Genomic DNA, 19732 nt, shown 5'->3' on the forward strand with positions numbered 1-19732 from the left:
CCATTTAGGGCGCGAGGCGGACCTCGCTGATCTGCACCAGCGGCTGGCTGTCGGTAAAGTTCGGCAGATCGCCCATGATCCGTGCCGCGTGCGGGGCAAAGCTCTGCTCGAACACCGCCACGCTGTCGAAATACAGATGCCCCATGGCGATATAGGGCGCGGCCTCACCGGGCGTGGCGCTGGCCAGGCCAGCGTCCACGGCAATGCCTTGGCACGCGCTGCCCAGGCATTCGCGCACGATCGCCATATGCTGCTCGCAGTAATAGGTCATGTCGAAACGCACACCGGGAGTATTGGGGTACAGCACGCTGACTTTGATCATGGCAGGTCCTTGTGGCTTTCAGAGTTCGGCTTTGAATTCATTGCCGTTGTTGTCACGCAACCATAGCTCGGTCTCGACGTTGCCCTTTACATCCAGGCTAATGGTCGGGTTTTCGCTGACGGCGGGAAACAGTTCGAGGCTGGCCAGGGTGTTGCCGCTGCGATCACGCAACTGCGCCTGGTTGAGAAAAAATTCCGGAATACCGCCGACCAGGCCGTTGTCCATGGGGTGCGCCACCTGCACGCGAAGGCGGTTGGCATCAGCCAGGACAAAGCGCTTGCCGAGCACTTCACCCAGATGCTCCTCCCAACCGGCCTGGGCGCGCACCACACTGGGGGCTGTGCAGCCGCCACCGGCAGCATCGATTTGCGTCGAACCGACATGCCAGAGCCCGTCACGGGTCAGTACCGCCACCCGCAGCGGCGTGGCCTGCTCGACCCGAATGCGGATGGCCAGCCGTGGCAGCACCTGCTCACCCGGCTGGAAATCGAAGATCTGTGGAATCGGATTGAGTTCGGCCCAGGCCAGCATGCGCACCACCTGACCGTCGAAGGCACTGGCGTCGATCTGAATCGGCACCTGCCGCGCGTCCTCGGCAAACGGCGGCGCGCTGAGCTTGACCCGCTCATCGAAAACAAAGGCTTCGCCGCCCAGCAGACGCTCGTGGTAGTAGTCCCACATCACCGATGTGACCGGGTCGCGCTGGCTGCCCCAGCTGTCCCAGGGCACGGCAAACAGCGCCAGCAGTAGAAATGAACGCCAATCCAGTTCCATCCCACACCTCCCGGTGCCGTTGACCTGCAGCCCTACTCAACCTCCTGGTACAACCCCGGCAACTCATAACGCAGACCGTAGTGGCCATAGATACGCTTGAGCTCCCCGGCGAGAATCAGCTCTTCGAGCTTTTCTTCCAGGGCATAGGCCAATTGCCGATTGCTTTCATGCACCGCCATGCCGATGTCCCAGACCTGCTTGCCCATGTCCGGGTAAGCGTTCTCGGCCAGCGCCAGTTGCTCGTCAGCCGCCAGTTTGAGCTGCCAGTCGACCTCGCCGCGCAGCGCCATCACCGCATCCACTTCACCGGCTTTCATCGCCGCGAACGCTTGCTGAACATTGCTGTAGTGATGGGTCTGCTGGCTGAGCATGCCGTCTTTCACCGATGACAGATAAAAGGACGGCACGCTTTCCACCTCGACACCAATGGGGTGGCGCTGAAACACCGCCACACTGGGCACCGCGTCCAGCCGGCGGCGGTCGAATGCCACCTGCCAGCGCTCACGCTGATACGGGCCGAACATCACCACCAGTTCGTTGACCAGCTCGCCGAACTCGTTGCTCTTGTAGGAAAACTCGCGGTCATAAGGAACGCGCAGCATCACATCGGCCAGTTCGTGCGGACGCAGGTAATGCCCGCGCCAGATGTAATCACGCAGGTCATCATCGAGCTTCTCGCCCGGCGGTGCCCAGATCACTTCAAGCCTGAGCCCCAGACCTGCGGCCAAAGCCTCGGCGACCTCATAGTCGACGCCACGGGATTTCCCGTCCTGCTGAAAGCTGTAAGGCGCGAAATCCTGATACAGCGCCACCTTGAGCACACCGGACTCGACAATCGAGTCATAGCTGCGCACCTGCGCCTGCAGCGGCGTACAGACCGCCAGCAGTGCAGAACACCACAGCCCCAGCCACACCAGTCGCCGAGCCATGCCGATTACTCCTCGATGGCCACGCTCTCCAGGTAACTGCGCACGGCCCACAGCGCTTCCTGGCTGAGGTAGTCGGCCATTTTCGGCATATACACCCGACCATCACGCACGGCGCCATTGATCACCCGCTCCTTGAACCACTCATCGCCGCTGATGCCGGCTTCGAGCAGGCGCAGGTCCGGGGCAATGCCACCGGATTTGGCTTCCAGGCCATGGCACGCCGCGCAGTTCTGGTTGTACGCCGAAGAGCCGATTTCGATGGCCCGGGCATTACCCCGGTAGGGGTTTTCATCCAGCCACTCTTCGCCCAGTGGCTCCAGCCCCTCGGTCTTAACGGCTTGGGGCACCACGTCGCCATGGGCCCAGAGGTTGGCGGAAAAGGCCAACAGCAGAAATGCATAACCGGTGTTCTTTTTAATTGTCATGTTCAAGGCCTCATCAAATGCACGCACAACAGCTCATGGAGCTTGCTTGTGAGCATCTTAGAAACAGCGCCGCGCGCACCGAATGCTGCTTTGGTGGCCCGCGACTAATCCCTTGGTAGTAGGGCTTGTGGCCGTGTAACAGGTGGCTTTAGCAGCAAGGCTAAGTCATGTCCGGTTTGGGCATTCTTCCCGGCCTAGCCGGGAGTTTTTCCGTTTCGGCGTAATCCGCGTGGTTCCACTATCGGTTCGCCAGGTCGCCAACAGGGCAGTACCTGCAACCTTCACCACCACGATGGGAAACCACAACCATGACAACAAGATCGTTACCCAGCTCGCCACGTCCCATGGCGCTCGCCATCCACAGCCTATTACTGGCCGGCGGCCTGGCCTTGAGTGGCAGTGCGCTGGCCAAAAACGTCACTTGGGACGACATCGCCAACGACCACTTGAGCACCAATAATGTGCTGCAGTACGGCATGGGCACCAACGCCCAGCGCTGGAGTCCGCTGGCTCAAGTGAACGCCGACAACGTGTACAAACTGACTCCCGCCTGGTCGTTCTCCTTCGGTGATGAAAAGCAGCGCGGCCAGGAATCCCAAGGTGTGGTGCACGATGGCGTGATCTACGTCACCGGTTCCTATTCACGAGTCTTTGCTCTCGACGCGAAGACTGGAAAGCGCCTCTGGACCTACAACCACCGCTTGCCGGACAACATTCGTCCATGCTGTGACGTGGTCAACCGCGGCGTCGCAATTTATGGCGACAAGGTCTACTTCGGCACCCTAGACGCCCGTGTCGTTGCCTTGAATAAAGACACCGGAAAAGTGCTGTGGAACAAGAAGTTTGGTGACCACGCAGTGGGCTACACCATGACCGGCGCGCCGACCCTGGTGAAGGACAAGGTATCGGGCAAGACCCTGCTGATTCACGGCAGTTCTGGCGATGAGTTCGGCGTGGTCGGCAAGCTGTTCGCCCGCGACCCGGAAACCGGTGAAGAAGTCTGGATGCGTCCATTTGTCGAAGGCCACATGGGTCGCCTGAATGGCAAAGACAGCACGCCAACCGGCGACGTCAAAGCCCCTTCCTGGCCGGATGATCCCAGCCACCCAACCGGCAAGAAGGCCGCCTGGAGCCAGGGCGGTGGCGCACCGTGGCAGAGCGCCAGCTTCGATGCGGAAACCAACACCATCATCATCGGTGCCGGCAACCCGGCCCCTTGGAACGGCTGGGCGCGTACCGCCGACGGTGGCGATCCGAAGGACTACGACAGCCTCTACACCTCAGGCCAGGTTGGCGTAGACCCGTCCACCGGCGAAGTGAAGTGGTTCTACCAGCACACCCCGAACGATGCCTGGGACTTCTCCGGCAACAACGAACTGGTGCTGTTCGACTACAAGGACAAGGCCGGTAAAACCGTCAAGGCTACCGCCCACGCCGACCGCAACGGTTTCTTCTATGTAGTCGACCGCGCCAACGGCAAGCTGCAAAACGCCTTCCCCTTCGTCGACAAGATCACCTGGGCCAGCCATATCGACCTGAAAACCGGTCGCCCGGTGGAAAACGAAGGTCAACGCCCACCAAAACCGGAGCCGGGTGAAGCCAAAGGCAAATCGGTAGAAGTGTCGCCGCCTTTCCTCGGTGGCAAAAACTGGAACCCGATGGCCTACAGCCAGGACACCGGCCTGTTCTACGTGCCGGCCAACCATTGGAAAGAGGACTACTGGGCCGAGGAAGCCAACTACAAGGCGGGCTCCGCTTACCTGGGCATGGGCTTCCGCATCAAACGCCTGTTCGAAGACCACGTCGGCATCCTGCGGGCAATGAACCCGACCACCGGCAAGGTCGTCTGGGAGCACAAGGAAAAACTGCCACTGTGGGCCGGCGTACTGGCCACCAAGGGCAATCTGGTGTTCACCGGCACTGGCGACGGCTACTTCAAGGCCTTCGACGCGAAGAACGGCAAGGAGCTGTGGAAGTTCCAGACCGGCACCGGAATCATCTCCCCGCCCATCACCTGGGAACAGGATGGCGAGCAGTACATCGGCGTAACCACCGGTTACGGCGGAGCAGTACCGCTGTGGGGCGGCGACATGGCCGAGCTGACCAAACCGATCGCGCAAGGCGGCTCGTTCTGGGTATTCAAGCTGCCAAGCTGGGATAACAAGACCGCACAACGCTGATCGCAACTCGCATGACGCACCCTAGGGTGCGTCATGCGCATCCACTTTCGCGCTTCCAAGCAACCACCTGCGTTGCCCCCGTGGTGCGCACGGCGCACCCTACCCGAGGACTCGCCATGAATTACCTGCCTCTGCTTCTGCCCATCGTACTGCTGGTGCTGGGTACCGAACTGGTCAACGCCGATGAGGTGCTCACCGTCAACGGCTGCCGCATCGAAGCCGACAGCCAATGCCCCAAAGCCAACCTGCAAGGTGCCAACCTGAGCAACCAGGACATGCGCCGTATGAACCTGGAAGGTGCCGACCTGCGTGGTGCCGATTTACGCCATAGCCGCCTGGATCTGGCCAACCTGGAAAAAGCACAACTGCAAGGTGCCGACCTGACCCGTGCCAGCCTGCAACAAAGTCAGCTGCGCCTGGCCGACTTCAGCAACAGCACCCTGGTAGCCATCAACGGCTGGGCCATGTATGCCCAGGCGGCAAAATTCAACGCAGCCGATATGCGCGCTGCCAACCTGGAATTCGCCCGCCTGTCTGCCGCCAAACTGCACAATGCCAACCTGCAAGCGGCCAATCTGGAAATGACCTGGCTAAGCAAGGCTGACCTCAAGGGCGCCAACCTCAAGGACGCCAACCTGCAAGAGGTCAAACTCTCAGGCTCCAACCTCGCCGACGCCGACCTAAGCGGCACGCGCACCCACTACGGCAACTTCCAGGGCGCCAATATGGAAGGCTGCACCGCCTGCCCCGATGGCTGGGAATAACCTCACGCTAACGCCCCTCCTACACCCCCCCTTCCTCTGTAGGAGCGGGCCATGCCCGCGAACCTCTACACAGCACAAAGCCGTAGCCCGGCTGCACTCCGAGGAGTTCAGCCGGGCTACCTATTCTTTTATCTAGAAAAACGGCTCAGAACCTGTTCACGATCTCGCGAGCTAGAGCGATACAAGGCGCTACGTTAGTAACAGCCTCCGGCTAGTCAAAACAAGCGAGAAACGCAGCGCAGCGGAGTAACAGACAACGGCTGGCCCGCAGGGTGAGCGCAGCGAATCACGCGGAGTTTACGCGTTGTAAATGAGCAGGCCGAGCTTGTTTTTAACGCAGTAGCGCCGACGCGCAGCAGATCGTGAACAGGTTCTCAGGCGCTTTCCAGGCCCAGGCGAATCACCCCGGTATCGATGGCCAGATGCACCAGCTCGGCCTGGGAGCTGACCTGCAACTTGCTCTTGAGCAAGGTCAGGTAGTTGGACACGGTCTTGCCGCTGATGCACAGCCGTTCGGCGATCTGCCGGCTGGGCATGCCTTTGGCCAGCATCACGAATATCTCGAATTCACGCTGGGTCATGCCGCGCAGACGCGGGTCGCTGCTGCCATCGCCCAGCGGATTGCAGGCCAGATGCGTGGCCAGGCTCTGTTCGATATAGGCATGGCCGGCCAGGGTGCGTTTAACGGCCTCGACCAGCACTTCGGGTGAGGAGGTTTTGGTCAGGTAGCCCAGCGCGCCGGCTTCCAGGGCCTGGCGAACCAGGGGCAGCTCATCGTGCATGCTGAAGAACAGCACCCGCAGTTGCGGCAGGCGCTGACGCAGCCGCCGAGTGGTTTCCAGCCCGCTGATCCCTGGCAGGCCGATATCCATGATGACCAGGTTGGGGATTTCCTCCTGCACCATCTGCAGGGCCTGTTCGCCATCGCAGGCCTCGCGCACCTGCACCTCTGGCAACAAGGCCCGCAGCAGGCTGGCATAGCCCTGACGGACCACCGCGTGATCATCGACCAGCAGAATCTTCATAGTTCGGGCTCCGGCACTATCAGGGTCAGGCACAGTGCCCACCCCGCTTGAGGACGGCTGTGTACGCGCAACACTGCACCCAGGCTGCGCGCACGCTCGTGAATCGAGCGCAGGCCAATACCGGGACGCTGCGGCAGTTGCGCACCACAACCATTGTCACGAATAAACAGACGCAAACGCTGCCCCTGATAATGCAGGCGCACGCGCACTTCGCTGGCCTGGGCGTGCCTGGCGACGTTGGTCAGGGCCTCCTGCACCAGCCGGTACAGATGCGCCTTGGTCGGCAGTGGCAAACTTGGCAGCCGGCGGCTGAGCGAAACCTGACACTGCACGCGCTGTGCGGCCTGCCAGTTATCAGCGAGCAGTTGCAGCGCCTCGTCCAGTTCAAGGCGCTCCAGTACCACCGGGTAGAGATCACGGATCAAGGCGCGAAAACCGTCCTGCAAGCGCTGGCAGTGGTTGTCCAGATGCTGGGCGGTCAGGCGCACCTGCTCGGGCTGAGCGGCCACCGCTTGCAGCAGACAGGCCTGGGCACGGATACCGCTGAGGTACTGGCCGAGGTCGTCATGCAGGGTCTGCCCAAGACGGGTGCGCTCGCGCTCTTGCAACGCCATCAGCGCTTGGGTCAGTTCGGTATTGTCGGCCTGCACCTGTTGCAGGGTGGTGGCCATGGCATTGAAATGCCCGGCCAGTTGCCGTGCCTCTGGCAGGCTGTGCGCCGGCAAACGCGCATCGAGCTGGCCCTGAGTCACCTGTTGCAGACCGCACAGCAACTCATCCAGCACCCGCAGGCCACGGTGCACGGCCCAGCGAATCGCCACCAGGCTGATCAACAGCGCCAGTAGGCAGAGCAACAGCAATTGCAGCAGCGAATCCCAGACTTCATCGATTTCATCCGCCGGATCGACGGCAATCTGCAACTGTCGGCCATCGGCCAGTTGCACCACACGCGGGCGGTGTTGCTGCGGGAACAGACGCTGCCCCAGCCATTGTTCAAGCGACAACTCCGGCACGGCGACAGGCGCTGGCAACCATTGCACCCGCACATGCCGCAGGTTGCCGGTCAGCCCGCTGTGCAGGCTGGCTGGATCACGCTGGGCCGTTTCGTACAGGTACTCGACCACCGCCTCGGCGGCCTGCACCTCGCGCTGCACATCCTCGCTGGCCTGGCGCAACAGCAGTGCCAGCCCAAGCACCGTGACCAGCGCGAAGAACAGCGTCACCAGCAGGTAGATGCGCCATAGAACGGACACGTTACTTGACCACGAAATGACCGAGCATGCCCTTGCCTTCCAGGCCCTTGGCGTAGAAGCGGAACTTCCCTGGTTTGATCGGCACGAAGAAGATCTCCGCCTCACCGGCATCCTCGAACTCCAGCTCGGTAAGGGTGATGGCCTTGATCTCCACGCCGCCAGCTTCGACCTTGCGCAGGAAGATTGAGGTGGCGAACTCGGGGGACTGAAAAGCGTATTCCTTCTGCCCGCTGGCGATGATCTTCAGTTGGTAGGCTTTGCCCGTTTCCAGCTGGTATTCCATTTGCGACATGCTGTAGTCGCTGGCCTCGTTACCCAACACTAAATCCGGGAGCGCCTGTGAACGTCGAGTCAGGTCGCCAGCGGCGTAAATGTTGTCGAAGCCGATCAGGCCGCTTAACACAATAAGCCCCAGCGTCAGGGTTTTGAGCGTGGTCATGACGGATACCTTTTGTTGTTTTAGTTAATGACCCCATCGTAAAACCCAGGCGCAGCAACTGACTTACTACCTTGGTACAGGCGTAGTGGTACTTTGGGCATATTTCCCGCACGCCCGGCTGTTCCTATGCTGGCAGCACCTATTCAGGAGTTGCCCATGCGCCGGATCAGCCAATCCCTCATGCTCTGCGCCATTGCCCTGTGCAGCCTGGCCACGCCGTGTCTGGCTAACCCAGGTACGGCTGAGTTAGAGGTCCGCATCGCCTACCTGGGCTACACACCCGAGACCGGCCCGCTGCTGTCCAACGTGATTCCTGAACCCGAGGATGCCGGCCGCCGTGGCGCCGAACTGGCGATTATTGACAACAACAGCACCGGGCGTTTTCTCAAGCACCGCTACCAGCTAGACGTGGCCGAGCGCAGCGACAGTGACAGCCTGCTGGCCGCCGCGCGCGAGTTGCATGGCCAAGGCGTGCGCCTGTTTGTGGTCAACGCCCCTGCCGTCACCCTGCGCCAGCTCAGCCAAGCGCTGCCTGACAGCCTGTTGCTTAACGCAGGCAGCGCCGACGACAGCCTGCGTCAGAGCCAGTGCCTGAGTAATGTGCTGCACACCCTGCCCAGCCGCGCCATGCTCGCCGATGCCTTGGCGCAGTTTTTGGTTGTACGCAAATGGACGCGTGGCCTGCTGATCAGCGGCCCGACTGCGGACGATCAAGCCTATGCCGCAGCACTCAAACGCGCGGCCAAACGCTTTGGCTTGCGCATCGTCGCGGAAAAAGCCTGGAGTTTTGATAACGACCAGCGCCGCAGCGCCCAGGCCGAGATGCCGCTGTTCACCCAAACGGCGGAATACGACGTGGTCTTGGTGGCCGATGAACGCGGTGACTTCGGCGAATACTTGCCCTACCAGACCTGGTACCCGCGCCCTGTGGCTGGTACCCAGGGCCTGACCCCGACGGCTTGGCACAAGACGGTGGAAACCTACGGTGCTGCGCAACTGCAGAAGCGCTTTGAGGCCCATGCGCAACGCTGGATGAATGACCGTGACTTCGCCGCCTGGATCGCCGTACGCAGCATCGCCAGCGCCGTCAGCAAACTGCGCCAGAACGACGCCCAGGCCATCCGCAGCCTGGCCCTGAGTGACCAACTGCCACTCGACGGTTTCAAGGGCCGCAAACTGAGCTTTCGCAGCTGGAACGGCCAGCTGCGCCAACCCATCCCCCTGGTGCAGCCCCGCGCCCTGGTCAGCAATTCGCCACAAGAAGGCTTTCTGCACCCCAACACTGAACTCGACAGCCTCGGTTACGACCGCCCGGAAGTGAGCTGCGATCTGGCTGCCAACCTATAACAAGAGGATCAACCCCATGCGTCTTACTCGCCTTGCCTGCGCCATCGCCATTAGTCTCAGTTGCCACAGCGCCCTGGCGGCCACGGCTTATGTGTCCAACGAAAAAGACGACAGCATCAGCGTGATCGACCTGGACAGCCTGCAGGTCACCGCCACCCTGGAGGTCGGCCAGCGGCCGCGCGGCTTGCTGCTCTCCAGTGACAACAAGCTGCTGTACATCTGCGCCAGCGACTCGGACCGCGTACAGGTGATGGACCTGGCCACGCGCAAAATCATCAAGGAACTGCCCTCCGGCGCCGACCCCGAGCAGTTCGCCCTGCACCCCAACGATCGCTGGCTGTACATCTCCAACGAAGACGATGCCCTAGTGACGGTGGTGGATACCCAGAGCGACGAAGTGCTGGGGCAGATTGATGTGGGCGTCGAGCCCGAAGGCATGGCCGTAAGCCCGGATGGCAAGTGGGCGGTGAACACCAGTGAAACCACCAACATGCTGCACTGGATCGACACCAGCACCCAGCAGTTGGTAGACAACACCCTGGTCGACCAGCGCCCACGCCATGTCGAATTCGACAAGGACGGCAAACGCCTGTGGGCCTCGGCCGAGATTGGTGGCACGGTCAGCGTGATTGATGTGGCCAGTAAGCAGATCGAAAAAGTCCTGACCTTCCAGATCAAGGGCGTGCACCCGGACAAAGTGCAACCGGTGGGCGTAAAGCTGAGTGACGACGGCAAGTACGCCTTTGTCGCACTCGGTCCGGCCAACCACGTGGCGGTGCTCGACGCCAAGAGCTATGAGATCCTCGATTACCTGTTGGTTGGCCGCCGCGTCTGGCACCTGGCCTTTACCCCGGACCAGAAGCAATTGCTGACCACCAACGGCGTTAGCGGCGATGTTTCGGTGATTGATGTCGACTCGCTCAAGGTCAGCAAATCGATCAAGGTCGGCCGCTACCCTTGGGGCGTGGTTGTCACACCATGAGTGCACTTCAGGTAGAGGGCGTGAGTTTTGCCTACGGCCAGCGCCAAGCTCTGCAGGACGTTAGTTTCAGCGTTGCTGCGGGGAGTTTTAGCGCGCTGCTGGGCCCGAATGGCGCAGGTAAATCCACCCTGATCGCCCTGCTCACCCGGCTCTACGACCTGCAACAGGGCGATATCCACATCTTCGGCCACAGCCTACGCAGCGCCCCGCGCCAGGCGCTGCGGCAACTGGGTGTGGTGTTTCAACAAAGCACCCTGGATCTGGACCTGTCGGTGCAGCAGAACCTCGCCTATCACGCGGCCCTGCATGGTTTAAGCAAGCGCGAGGCACTGGCGCGCATCGACGAGGAACTGGCGCGCCAGCAACTCGATGAACGCCGCCATGAGAAAGTGCGTGCACTGAATGGTGGCCACCGTCGCCGCGTGGAAATTGCCCGCGCCCTGCTGCATCGCCCACGCCTGCTGTTGCTCGATGAGGCCAGCGCTGGTCTCGACCCGGCCAGCCGCCTGGCGCTGAACCAGCATGTGCGCCAGCTGTGCGCTGAGCATGCGCTTGCGGTGCTGTGGACCACCCATTTGCTCGATGAAGTTGAGCACCACGATGAGCTGCTGATCCTCAATCGCAGCCGTCTGGTCGCCCAGGGTGGCGTTGCTCAAATCAGCCGCGCTGACGCCAACCTGGCCGCCACCTTCGCCCGCCTCACAGGGAGCGAGCATCATCCATGACAGCCCTATCAACGGCCTTCTTTCACTTGGAGCCTCGCCCATGAGCGCCTATTGGTATTGCCTGCAGGGCATCGTTCAGCGCGAGTGGTTGCGCTTTGTCCTGCAGCGCAGCCGCTTCTTCAGCGCCCTGGTGCGGCCGCTGCTGTGGCTGCTGGTGTTCGCCGCCGGTTTTCGCGCCGCGCTGGGCATCGCCATCATCGCGCCGTACGACACTTACATCACTTACGAGACCTACATCGTGCCGGGGCTGGCCTGCATGATCTTGCTGTTCAACGGCATGCAGGGCTCGCTGTCGATGGTCTATGACCGTGAAATGGGCAGCATGCGTATTCTGCTGACCAGCCCACTGCCACGTGCCTTTCTGCTGGCCGCCAAGCTGCTGGCCATTGCCCTGATCTCGCTGCTGCAGGTGTATGCCTTTCTCGCCATTGCCTGGGTCTACGGCGTGCAACCGCCCGCCTGGGGATTGCTCAGCGCACTGCCGGCGCTGCTGCTGGTGGCACTCATGCTCAGCGCGCTTGGTTTGCTGCTGTCCAACGGCATTCGCCAGTTGGAGAACTTCGCCGGGGTGATGAATTTCGTCATCTTCCCGTTGTTCTTCCTCTCCTCAGCGCTCTACCCGCTGTGGAAGATGCGTGAGGCCAATGAATGGCTCTACTGGTTGTGCGCCCTCAACCCGTTTACCCATGCGGTGGAGCTGGTGCGTTTTGCCCTCTATCAACGCTTCAGCCCGTTGGCGCTGGCCGTGTGTCTGGGCCTGACGCTGCTGTTCGCCGTACTCGCCGTGCTGACCTTCAACCCGCAGCATGCGGCGCTGCGCAAGGGCAATGCCTAAGGGGCGCCAGCACAGCCAGCAGGCCTGCGCTCTAGTACTTTGGTACTGGTTTTCATCTCCAACGTAGAATTCCCAAAGCAGCAACATTGCCCTGTAATAGAACGATAAAAAGAACCGAGAAGAAAGGCGATGAAACACTGCCTGGCGCTGCCAAAGCTCCTGATACTGATGGCTAGTTTGTTGCTGACCAGCGCTGCACTGGCCGAAGCCCCGCTGTTTTCAGCCGAAGGTTACCGCCTAAGCCATTACCGCAGCCCCACACCCATTAGCCACGACAATGCCCGCACGCTGGATACCGCGGCGCTGCAGCAGCTGCTGCGTGAACAACCCCAAACCCGCCTGATTGATGTCTACCGCCGGCAATGGCTGCATGGTCAGTTTATCGAGGATGAGCTGCACGCCAACCTGCCAAACAGCCTGTGGCTGGCCAACACCGGCGACGGTCAGCTGACGCCGCAGTGGCAGCGCTACTTGAGCGAACACCTACGCCAAGCCAGCCAGGGCAACACGGCATGGCCCTTGGTGTTTTATTGCCGCTCTGATTGTTGGCTGGGCTGGAACGCAATTAAACGCGCCCATCATCTGGGTTACCGCAACCTCTACTGGTACCGTGACGGCATTGATGCCTGGCAACAAGCCGGCCTGCCCCTGATACCCGCACAACCTTTGCCCTTGCTACGTTAACCCCAGCGTTACGGCTCAACCCCACCATAATCAAAACAACGAGGTGATAAGGCCATGTACAAAATTTTAATTGCCGATGACCACCCGCTGTTTCGCGAGGCCATCCATAACGTCATCAGTGACGGCTTCCCCGGCAGCAGCATCATGGAAACCGCCGACCTCGACAGCGCCCTGGCAATGACCCAGGAGCACGATGACCTCGACCTGATCCTGCTCGATCTGAACATGCCCGGCATGCACGGCCTCAATGGCCTGATCAACCTGCGTAACGAGGCACCGACTATTCCAGTGGTGATTGTCTCGGCCGAACAGGACAAACAAATCGTCCTGCAGGCCATCACCTACGGTGCGGTCGGCTTTATTACCAAGTCATCGCCACGGGTGCAGATGACTGATGCCATCCAGCAAATTCTTAACGGCAACGTGTACCTACCGCCGGACATCATCCGCGCCCAGAAAAGCGGTTCGCAGCGCAGCCATCACGACCACCACAGCTTCCCGCCTGAATTGCTGCAAGCGCTGACCCGCAAACAACTGCTGGTACTCGAACGCATGACCAAGGGCGAGTCTAACAAGCAGATCGCCTACAGCCTGGACATCGCCGAAACCACGGTCAAAGCCCACGTCTCGGCCATTTTGCGCAAGCTCAATGTGCACAACCGGGTGCAGGCGATTCTTTCAGCTGGCGATATTGATTTCGCGGCCTACCTGCGTCGCTAATCCCCGCAGCTATTGCGCCAGCACGCCCACGGATGGGCCCGCTAGCACCCTACTCGCGCACTACCCTCCCCAAATAAAAGGTTAACCGCATGTCTAAAACAGCATTGATCATCGTCGACCTGCAAAAAGACTACTTCCAAGGTGGTAAGTGGCAGCTCGAAGGCACCGAAGCCGCAGCCGCCAACGCCGCTCGCCTGCTCAGCGCGTTTCGTGAAAAAGGCTGGCCAGTGGTGCATATACGTCACGTGTTCGCCAACGCCGACGCCCCCTTCTTTGCCCCAGGTTCGTCGGGTGCCGAGGTGCATCCACTGGTCGCTGAACGCCCTGGCGAAGCGGTGTTGATCAAACAGCAGATCAACAGCTTTCGCGATACCGAGCTCAAACAGGTGCTGGATCAGGCCGGGGTTAGCCAAGTGCTTATTTGCGGCGCCATGAGCCATATGTGCATCGACGCTGTAACCCGTGCGGCCCACGATTTCGGTTACAGCTGCGCGGTGGCGCATGATGCTTGCGCCACCCTGGCACTGGAATTCAACGGGGTGAGCGTGCCCGCCAGCCAGGTTCATGCGGCGTACATGGCCGCACTGGCGTTTGCCTATGCCAATGTGGCGAGCACCGAAACACTGCTAAGCAAGCTGTCGTAACGGCCCTCACCTTTAGCGCAGCCCGGTAAAGAAGCCGGCGCGCTAAAGGTGTGGCTAACCCGCTACGCTGCGGTCCAGTAGATGGCTGATAGCGGTTTTCAGCTTCATCGGTCGCACCGGTTTGTGCATCAGGGTATGACCCAACTCACGCATCTGCTGCTTGAGCTCGTTGCTGTAGTTGGCGGTGATCATCAGTGCCGGCAAGGGTGAGCTGCGCCGGGCATTGATTTGGGCCACGGCATCCACCCCGTTATGGTCATCATCAAGGTGATAGTCGGCGATCAGCAGGTCGGCATCAGCATGATAATTATCCACCTGACGCGCCAAATCCCCTTCCGACAAGGCGGTCACCACCTGACACCCCCAGGCTTCCAGCAAGGTGCGCATGCCGGCGCAGATCGCCGCATCGTTATCCAGCACCCAGATCCGCGACCCACTGAGACGTTCCAGCAGTAGGTTTGGCGTGTCATGTACCTCACGCGCGCGCGGCATACGTGTGCTCAGCGGCACTTCAATGGCAAACACTGAACCCTTGCCCTGGCATGACGCCACACGGACACGGTGGCCCAGGATACGGGCAATCTTATCGACGATGGCCAGCCCGAGGCCAAGCCCGCGGTCCTGCTTCAAATGCGCCACGTCGCCGCGTTTGAACTCCTGGAAGATCTCCTCCAGTTTGTCTTCGGCGATGCCCATGCCGGTGTCCCACACCTCAATCGACACGCTTTGCCGACGCCGCCGGCAACCCAGCAAAATGCGCCCACTGCTGGTGTAACGGATGGCATTGCTGAGCAAGTTGCGCAGAATGCGCGCCAACAACTGAATGTCGCTGTGCACCACAGCCGAGCTGGGCACAAAGTCCAGTTGCAGGCCTTCACTGCCGGCGATCTGGTGATATTCGGCAGCCAGATTCTCCAACAGCTCGCTGACCGCAAAAGGCGCAATGTCGGCTTTGATCACCCCTGCATCCAGTTTGGAAATGTCGACCAGGGTACCCAGCAGGCTTTCAACATCCTCCAGCGAGTTGCTGACATTGCGCACCAGGCTGGCACTCTCGGCCAGCTCACGTTTCTCCATCAGCGCGCTGGTGAACAGCCGCGCCGCGTTGAGTGGTTGCAGCAAATCATGACTGACGGCGGCGAGGAACTTGGTTTTCGACAGGTTGGCCTGCTCCGCCTCGCCTTTGGCTTCACGCAGGCGCGCTTCCATCTGCGTACGTTCATCAATCTCGCGGCGCAGCTGGTTATTCAGGTCAGTCAGCTCAGCGGTGCGCTCACGCACCCGTTGCTCCAAGTGTTGGTAGGCCTGATGCAGCGCTTCGGCGGTACGCCGACGCTCAGTGATGTCGCGGATCAGCACAAAGATCCCCACCACCTCGCCGCAGGCCAACCGATTGGGCACATAGGAGCGCAGCATGTAACGCTCCTGGCCGTTGTGGTTAGTTTCGGCAAACTCGAAGGTCACGCTCTCGCCAGACAGCGCACGCTCAATAAACGGTTCCAGGCGTCGGCAGTGCTCCTCAGGATGCACCACACGCAGGCTCTGCCCGAGCATTGCGCCACGCGGCCAGCAGTACCATTCCTCGTACACTTTGTTGGTGAACTGATAGGTCAGGTCCGCCGTGAGGTAGGCAATCAGCGCCGGCACGTGGTCGGTGATCAGGCGAATCCAGCGCTCGCTCTCGCTTAGCGCCTTGGCGTGGCGGTGGCGCTCGGTGATGTCGGTGAAGGTATTGACGAAGCCGCCGGTGGGCAGCGGATGGGTACGCACTTCGAGCATGCGCCCATCAAACAGGCACAGCTCCATTTCCTCGATCTGCTTGCCGTTGGCGTCGCGGCTGGCGGGCGTAAGCAGCGCCAGCTCACTGTCGGCCATGACCTCGGCAAACGGCCGATGGGCATTGATCGGCGCCAGGCCGCAGAGGTCGAGAAAGCGGTGGTTCCACAACTCCAACTGGCCCTCGGCATTAACCATCGCCATGCCCTGAGACAGGTTGTCCATGGCCCGCTGCAACAGCCGCGACTTTTGCGCCAGAGCCTGTTCGCGGCGCATGGTTTCGTTGAGTTTGACCTCAGTGATATCGGTGTAAAGGATCACCAGCCCGCCTTCGCGGGTCGGCCGCTCGCTGACCTGCACCCAGCGTCCGTCCTGCAGCCGGTAGAGCATGTTGTCATCGCGGTTGCTGCGCTGCTCCTCGACCACCAGACCCGTGCTTTTGCTTAAGCGTTTGATCTCCGCCAGACGCGTGCCGGCGGAGATACGTGCCCGGCTGCCGGCCCAGAATGATTTGAAGCGGCTGTTGAACAGCACAATGCGCTGCTCACGGTCGAACAAGACAAAGGCATCGGAAATGCTCTCGATCGCATCAATCAGGTGATGGTGGGCCGTTTCCGCCCGCAGGCGTGCATCGCTGAGCAACTGGTTACTGGATTTCAGTTCGGCCATAGCCTGGTTCAGCGCATCGGTGCGCTCACGCACCTGCTCGGCCAGTACCACCGAATGCTGGAACGCCGCATAGGCGTCGTCACCGCGAGAATGGGCCGACTCGACCCGCTCAATCAGCGCGCTGTTGATCTGCCGCAGCTTATCGTTCTGCCGCTCCAGCTCACTGCAGCGTGCCTGCAGCTCAGCTGCATCAGCCGTAAGTGGGGCGACCAATGGCAACTCCGGTGAAGGTCTGGTTGATATGCATGCCATTGAACTGCTCTCCGTAGGTGTTGAACCCAATCACCTTCTGGCTGCGCAAAAAATCCGAAATAGCGTCAACACCATCGCGCCCTTCGATTTCCATACGACGTAAAAAACAGTCACAGCCAATGGTCAGCAGTAACGGCCCGAGGCGCTCGCGCAACCCGTCAAACACGCTCTGCAGGTCTGGCAGCAGCGGCCCTGGCTGCATGGCAGTCAGCACGATGCCGTTCTCCACCGCGCAGTAGAAGGTCAAACTGAGGTCATCATTGACCCGCTGAATCGAGCGCACGTAGTACTGCCCGCCAATGCGCACGGCCAGTGGGTGAGCGGCAAACAGGCGGTGATTCAGCTCACTCAGCGGCACGCCAATCAACTGCGCATACTCCTGCGCTGCCGGGGCGGCATTGAGTTCATAGACAGTGCGACTGGTGCTGTCGGCGCGGGTCACCACCAGTTTCTCGGTGCGCGGCAAAATGTGGTGGGTACTGAACACCTCGAAGTCCAGCCAGGTATTGAACAGCACCACCACGGCGGCTCCAGTGTGGAACTCACCGTTGTAATAAACGTGGGTGTGGGTCAGGTGGTTGTCGTCACCGGCTGAGCCGCCAAAGTGCGGAATGCTGCCTAACGCCGCGCTGAGTGCACCCAGCACCACTTCCTCACGGCTGGACAAACCGTCGAGTAGCGTCAGGGCGAAGCTGTGGCCCTTGATGCTGGCCAGCTCGTTGTTGCGGCAATCACTGACCAGGCGCTCGACCAGTTGCTGCGCATCAATCAGGCTGAAGCGCTCCATTTCGTCGATCAGCGCGCTGGCAATCGAGAAACTGCGGTGATCAAAACCAATGGCACTGACGCAACCACGGTCATACCCCTCGGCGGTGATCTCACCGGCGCTGGTACAACCCACCAGCTTGATCCCGCCGAAGTACTGATCCAGTGACTCACCGAGCCCTTGCAGGTCATATTCAGCCGAGCAGAAAAACAACACGAAGCCCAGATGCGGATGAATCAGCTGGCGGGCTAATTCCTGGGCCACCAGCTCGACATCCGTGGCGTTAGAGGTGGCGGTCACCACACCTTCAGTAAGCGTATGCGGCATAGCGGCCCCTAATGCAAAACACTTTAATTCATGGGGACATTCTACGAAGCTAGCCAGCGCCGCCCCATGCCACTTGAGTAGCGCAGGACTAATCCCTAAGTAGCGGGCCAGAACAGCAGCGTCAGCACCAGCATGGCGCTATAGAAGCCGATCTCCAGGGTTTCGCTGAGCGGCTGAATACGCCGCAGGGCGCCATAGACATGGACGATGACCATCATCACGGCGACTGCCGCGAGCATCTCGAAGACCATATCAATGGCCTCGCCGGTCAGCGCGGCGCGCAGCATCATGGCTTCGAGAATCAGAATAAAGGCACCCAGACAGCGGCCGAAGTAAACGGCCAGATCGGTATGGGTCGGAATCTTCCAGCCCATCAAGCGGGCCCAAATCAGCGGGATACAGAAAATCGGCAAGGCAAACACCAGGGTGGTCGCCAGCACCAGAATCAACAGGTACTGCGAGGCGTAAGCACTCCATAAACCAAGCATCGGGTCGTCCTTGAATGTAACTTTTGGGAGTTACAGACAGCGCATTAACACAATGGGCAGCGCCAGTAATACGCCACTGCAGGGCAGCAGAATCAGCAGTACATCCAGGTGCATGGCAACCTCCAGCTAAAGCCGGGCAACTTCTGCCCGGCCTGAACGGCCTGCTTACCAGCTGAGTACGGCACCCACCGCGAAGGTGTTGGTGTCTTCGCCCAGGCCACTGCCCTGCGCCGCATCAATCTCGTACTGGTTGTATTCAGCAACCAGCTTGAGGTTGTCGTTAATAGTGCGGAAGTAGGCGACACCGCGGGTCTCGTAATCAGCGGCAGTGCCCAAACCGTTGCCGTCATCCTCGGTTTTGCCATAGGACAGCGCCACGCGGTTTTTGCCGAAGGTGTAGGAGCCCTGCAGCAGGTAGCCTTCGCTGTCGATCTCGCGCAGCGTGGCTTCACCGGGGTTGTTGGTGTAGAACGGGTTGATCCCTTCAGCCTGGAAGCCCGACGCAGTGACCGAGAAGCCGGCCATCTTCGCCTGTACGCCGTAGCCCAGGCCTTGGGATGTCACGGTATCAACCGTGCTATCGGTGTTTTCCGAGGTTTGGTAGGCGCCGTTGAGCCAGGAGTAGATGGTCGCCCCGCCCAGATCAAACTGGTAGCTGACCTCCGACTCGAAGCGCGGCTCTTCTTGGTAGGACTTGCCCACGGCGCTGTCATCGTTGGTGTCCACCGGGTCCATGATGCCCACAGCGACGCGCAGGCCTTCAGCCAGGTTGTTGTTGCGGTAAGTGATCTGTGAGGTCGGGAACGGGTACGGGTAGCCGGTGCCGATATTGCCGAACGAGACGCCCGTGCCATCGACCAGGCCCAGGGTATCGCTGACGTTGCCGTAGCCGGCCAGCAACTCATCGAGGAAGATGTTCGAGCGCGAGAACAGCCCGAAGTCCTTACCGACCAGCACTTCACCCCACTCTGGCGAGGCCACAGTGCCGTAGAACTGACGCACATCGATGGCGGTATCGGTGCCGTTGGTTTCACTGTCGTTAATGGTGACCCAGAACGACGAACGTCCGCCGAGCTGCAGGCCATCGATCTGCTTGCCGAAGTTAAAACCGATCCAGTTTGGCAAAAAGCCCATTTTCACCCGCGATTGACGGCGGTCGAATTGCTCGCCCTCGCGGTCAACATCGCTGGTCACATAAAAGGCATTGATGTAGCCATCAGTGGAAAAGGTGGTGTCGTCCTGGTCATACAGAACAATTTCGGCGGCAGCCTGTTGAGCGGTGACCAAGGCAACGGCGGCAGCCAAGGTCAGGGGCAGGAATCGGGTGCTGGCGATCTTCTTGTTGTTCATAACACTCTCCGCTGGAAGGGACGACCGGCAATGGTCAGTCAGGTCGGAGGCGATTA

20 protein-coding genes are annotated in these 19732 nt (G+C 60.6%); 9 read left to right on the plus strand and 11 right to left on the minus strand.

All coding sequences use genetic code 11. From position 1 onward, the window contains the following. Nucleotides 1-4: 4 nt before the first annotated feature. Genes N1078_RS02485 through pedF form a run of 4 tightly spaced genes read right to left on the minus strand, consistent with a single transcriptional unit; the run spans nt 5 to nt 2450 of the window. On the minus strand, nt 5-322 hold the full coding sequence (locus N1078_RS02485; protein WP_090252814.1) for an EthD family reductase: 318 nt from the start codon (nt 320-322) through the stop codon (nt 5-7). A gap of 18 nt (nt 323-340) precedes the next feature. After that, entirely contained in the window at nt 341-1090 is a 750-nt protein-coding gene (locus N1078_RS02490) for a quinoprotein dehydrogenase-associated SoxYZ-like carrier (protein WP_090254090.1), read from the minus strand. Nucleotides 1091-1128: 38 nt separating this feature from the next. Then, nucleotides 1129-2025, minus strand: coding sequence for a substrate-binding periplasmic protein (locus tag N1078_RS02495; RefSeq protein WP_090252812.1), 897 nt, complete (start codon nt 2023-2025; stop codon nt 1129-1131). 5 nt (nt 2026-2030) lie between these two features. After that, complete coding sequence (gene pedF, locus N1078_RS02500) at nt 2031-2450, minus strand: cytochrome c-550 PedF (protein ID WP_274086624.1); 420 nt, start codon at nt 2448-2450, stop codon at nt 2031-2033. 308 nt (nt 2451-2758) lie between these two features. On the opposite strand from pedF, the gene exaA reads away from it, so the two are divergent. Together exaA and N1078_RS02510 are read left to right on the plus strand one after the other, a co-directional pair. After that, a complete protein-coding gene (exaA, locus tag N1078_RS02505) occupies nt 2759-4630 on the plus strand; it encodes a quinoprotein ethanol dehydrogenase (RefSeq protein ID WP_274086625.1) in 1872 nt (623 codons plus the stop codon). Between the two features lie 116 nt (nt 4631-4746). Further along, nucleotides 4747-5394 carry a pentapeptide repeat-containing protein gene (locus N1078_RS02510; protein WP_090252807.1) on the plus strand — a complete coding sequence of 216 codons (648 nt, stop codon included), beginning with the start codon at nt 4747-4749 and terminating at the stop codon, nt 5392-5394. 374 nt (nt 5395-5768) lie between these two features. On the opposite strand, the gene N1078_RS02515 is transcribed toward N1078_RS02510, so the two are convergent. From N1078_RS02515 to N1078_RS02525, 3 genes are read right to left on the minus strand one after another with little or no spacing between them, the layout of a single operon-like run. Next, the gene (locus N1078_RS02515; protein WP_274086626.1) at nt 5769-6419 is read right to left on the minus strand and encodes a response regulator transcription factor; all 651 of its coding nucleotides are present in this window, start codon (nt 6417-6419) and stop codon (nt 5769-5771) included. Then, a complete protein-coding gene (locus N1078_RS02520) occupies nt 6416-7672 on the minus strand; it encodes a HAMP domain-containing sensor histidine kinase (RefSeq protein ID WP_274086627.1) in 1257 nt (418 codons plus the stop codon). The genes N1078_RS02515 and N1078_RS02520 overlap by 4 nt, the downstream gene beginning before the upstream one ends. 1 nt (nt 7673) lies before the next feature. Next, the gene (locus N1078_RS02525; RefSeq protein WP_274086628.1) at nt 7674-8111 is read right to left on the minus strand and encodes a copper-binding protein; all 438 of its coding nucleotides are present in this window, start codon (nt 8109-8111) and stop codon (nt 7674-7676) included. A gap of 180 nt (nt 8112-8291) precedes the next feature. On the opposite strand from N1078_RS02525, the gene N1078_RS02530 reads away from it, so the two are divergent. The 7 genes from N1078_RS02530 to N1078_RS02560 all read left to right on the plus strand — a co-directional run bounded on the left by N1078_RS02530 (nt 8292) and on the right by N1078_RS02560 (nt 14048). Then, nucleotides 8292-9458, plus strand: coding sequence for an ABC transporter substrate-binding protein (locus N1078_RS02530; protein WP_443218079.1), 1167 nt, complete (start codon nt 8292-8294; stop codon nt 9456-9458). A gap of 16 nt (nt 9459-9474) precedes the next feature. Beyond that, the gene (locus tag N1078_RS02535; RefSeq protein WP_274086630.1) at nt 9475-10440 is read left to right on the plus strand and encodes a YVTN family beta-propeller repeat protein; all 966 of its coding nucleotides are present in this window, start codon (nt 9475-9477) and stop codon (nt 10438-10440) included. Next, nucleotides 10437-11165 carry an ABC transporter ATP-binding protein gene (locus tag N1078_RS02540; protein ID WP_274086631.1) on the plus strand — a complete coding sequence of 243 codons (729 nt, stop codon included), beginning with the start codon at nt 10437-10439 and terminating at the stop codon, nt 11163-11165. The genes N1078_RS02535 and N1078_RS02540 overlap by 4 nt, the downstream gene beginning before the upstream one ends. A gap of 40 nt (nt 11166-11205) precedes the next feature. Beyond that, nucleotides 11206-12000 carry an ABC transporter permease gene (locus N1078_RS02545; protein WP_274086632.1) on the plus strand — a complete coding sequence of 265 codons (795 nt, stop codon included), beginning with the start codon at nt 11206-11208 and terminating at the stop codon, nt 11998-12000. A gap of 129 nt (nt 12001-12129) precedes the next feature. Continuing rightward, nucleotides 12130-12684: a PQQ-dependent catabolism-associated CXXCW motif protein gene (locus N1078_RS02550; protein ID WP_274086633.1), complete on the plus strand. Its 555-nt coding sequence runs from the start codon at nt 12130-12132 to the stop codon at nt 12682-12684. A 54-nt stretch (nt 12685-12738) separates the two neighbouring features. Further along, nucleotides 12739-13404, plus strand: coding sequence for a response regulator transcription factor (locus N1078_RS02555; RefSeq protein WP_274086634.1), 666 nt, complete (start codon nt 12739-12741; stop codon nt 13402-13404). A gap of 89 nt (nt 13405-13493) precedes the next feature. Further along, a complete protein-coding gene (locus N1078_RS02560) occupies nt 13494-14048 on the plus strand; it encodes a cysteine hydrolase family protein (RefSeq protein WP_274086635.1) in 555 nt (184 codons plus the stop codon). Nucleotides 14049-14102: 54 nt separating this feature from the next. On the opposite strand, the gene nahK is transcribed toward N1078_RS02560, so the two are convergent. From nahK to N1078_RS02580, 4 genes are all read right to left on the minus strand, one after another. Further along, nucleotides 14103-16745: a hybrid sensor histidine kinase/response regulator NahK/ErcS' gene (nahK, locus tag N1078_RS02565; RefSeq protein WP_274086636.1), complete on the minus strand. Its 2643-nt coding sequence runs from the start codon at nt 16743-16745 to the stop codon at nt 14103-14105. Then, the gene (nosP, locus tag N1078_RS02570) at nt 16684-17838 is read right to left on the minus strand and encodes a nitric oxide-sensing protein NosP (protein ID WP_274086637.1); all 1155 of its coding nucleotides are present in this window, start codon (nt 17836-17838) and stop codon (nt 16684-16686) included. The genes nahK and nosP overlap by 62 nt, the downstream gene beginning before the upstream one ends. Nucleotides 17839-17933: 95 nt before the next feature. Next, nucleotides 17934-18326 (minus strand): hypothetical protein, encoded by a 393-nt coding sequence (locus N1078_RS02575; protein ID WP_274086638.1) that lies wholly within the window; start codon nt 18324-18326, stop codon nt 17934-17936. A gap of 165 nt (nt 18327-18491) precedes the next feature. Next, a complete protein-coding gene (locus N1078_RS02580) occupies nt 18492-19676 on the minus strand; it encodes a porin (protein WP_274086639.1) in 1185 nt (394 codons plus the stop codon). Nucleotides 19677-19732: the final 56 nt, after the last annotated feature.

Source organism: Pseudomonas sp. MIL19 (genome assembly GCF_028680365.1).
Lineage (GTDB): Bacteria > Pseudomonadota > Gammaproteobacteria > Pseudomonadales > Pseudomonadaceae > Aquipseudomonas > Aquipseudomonas spirodelae.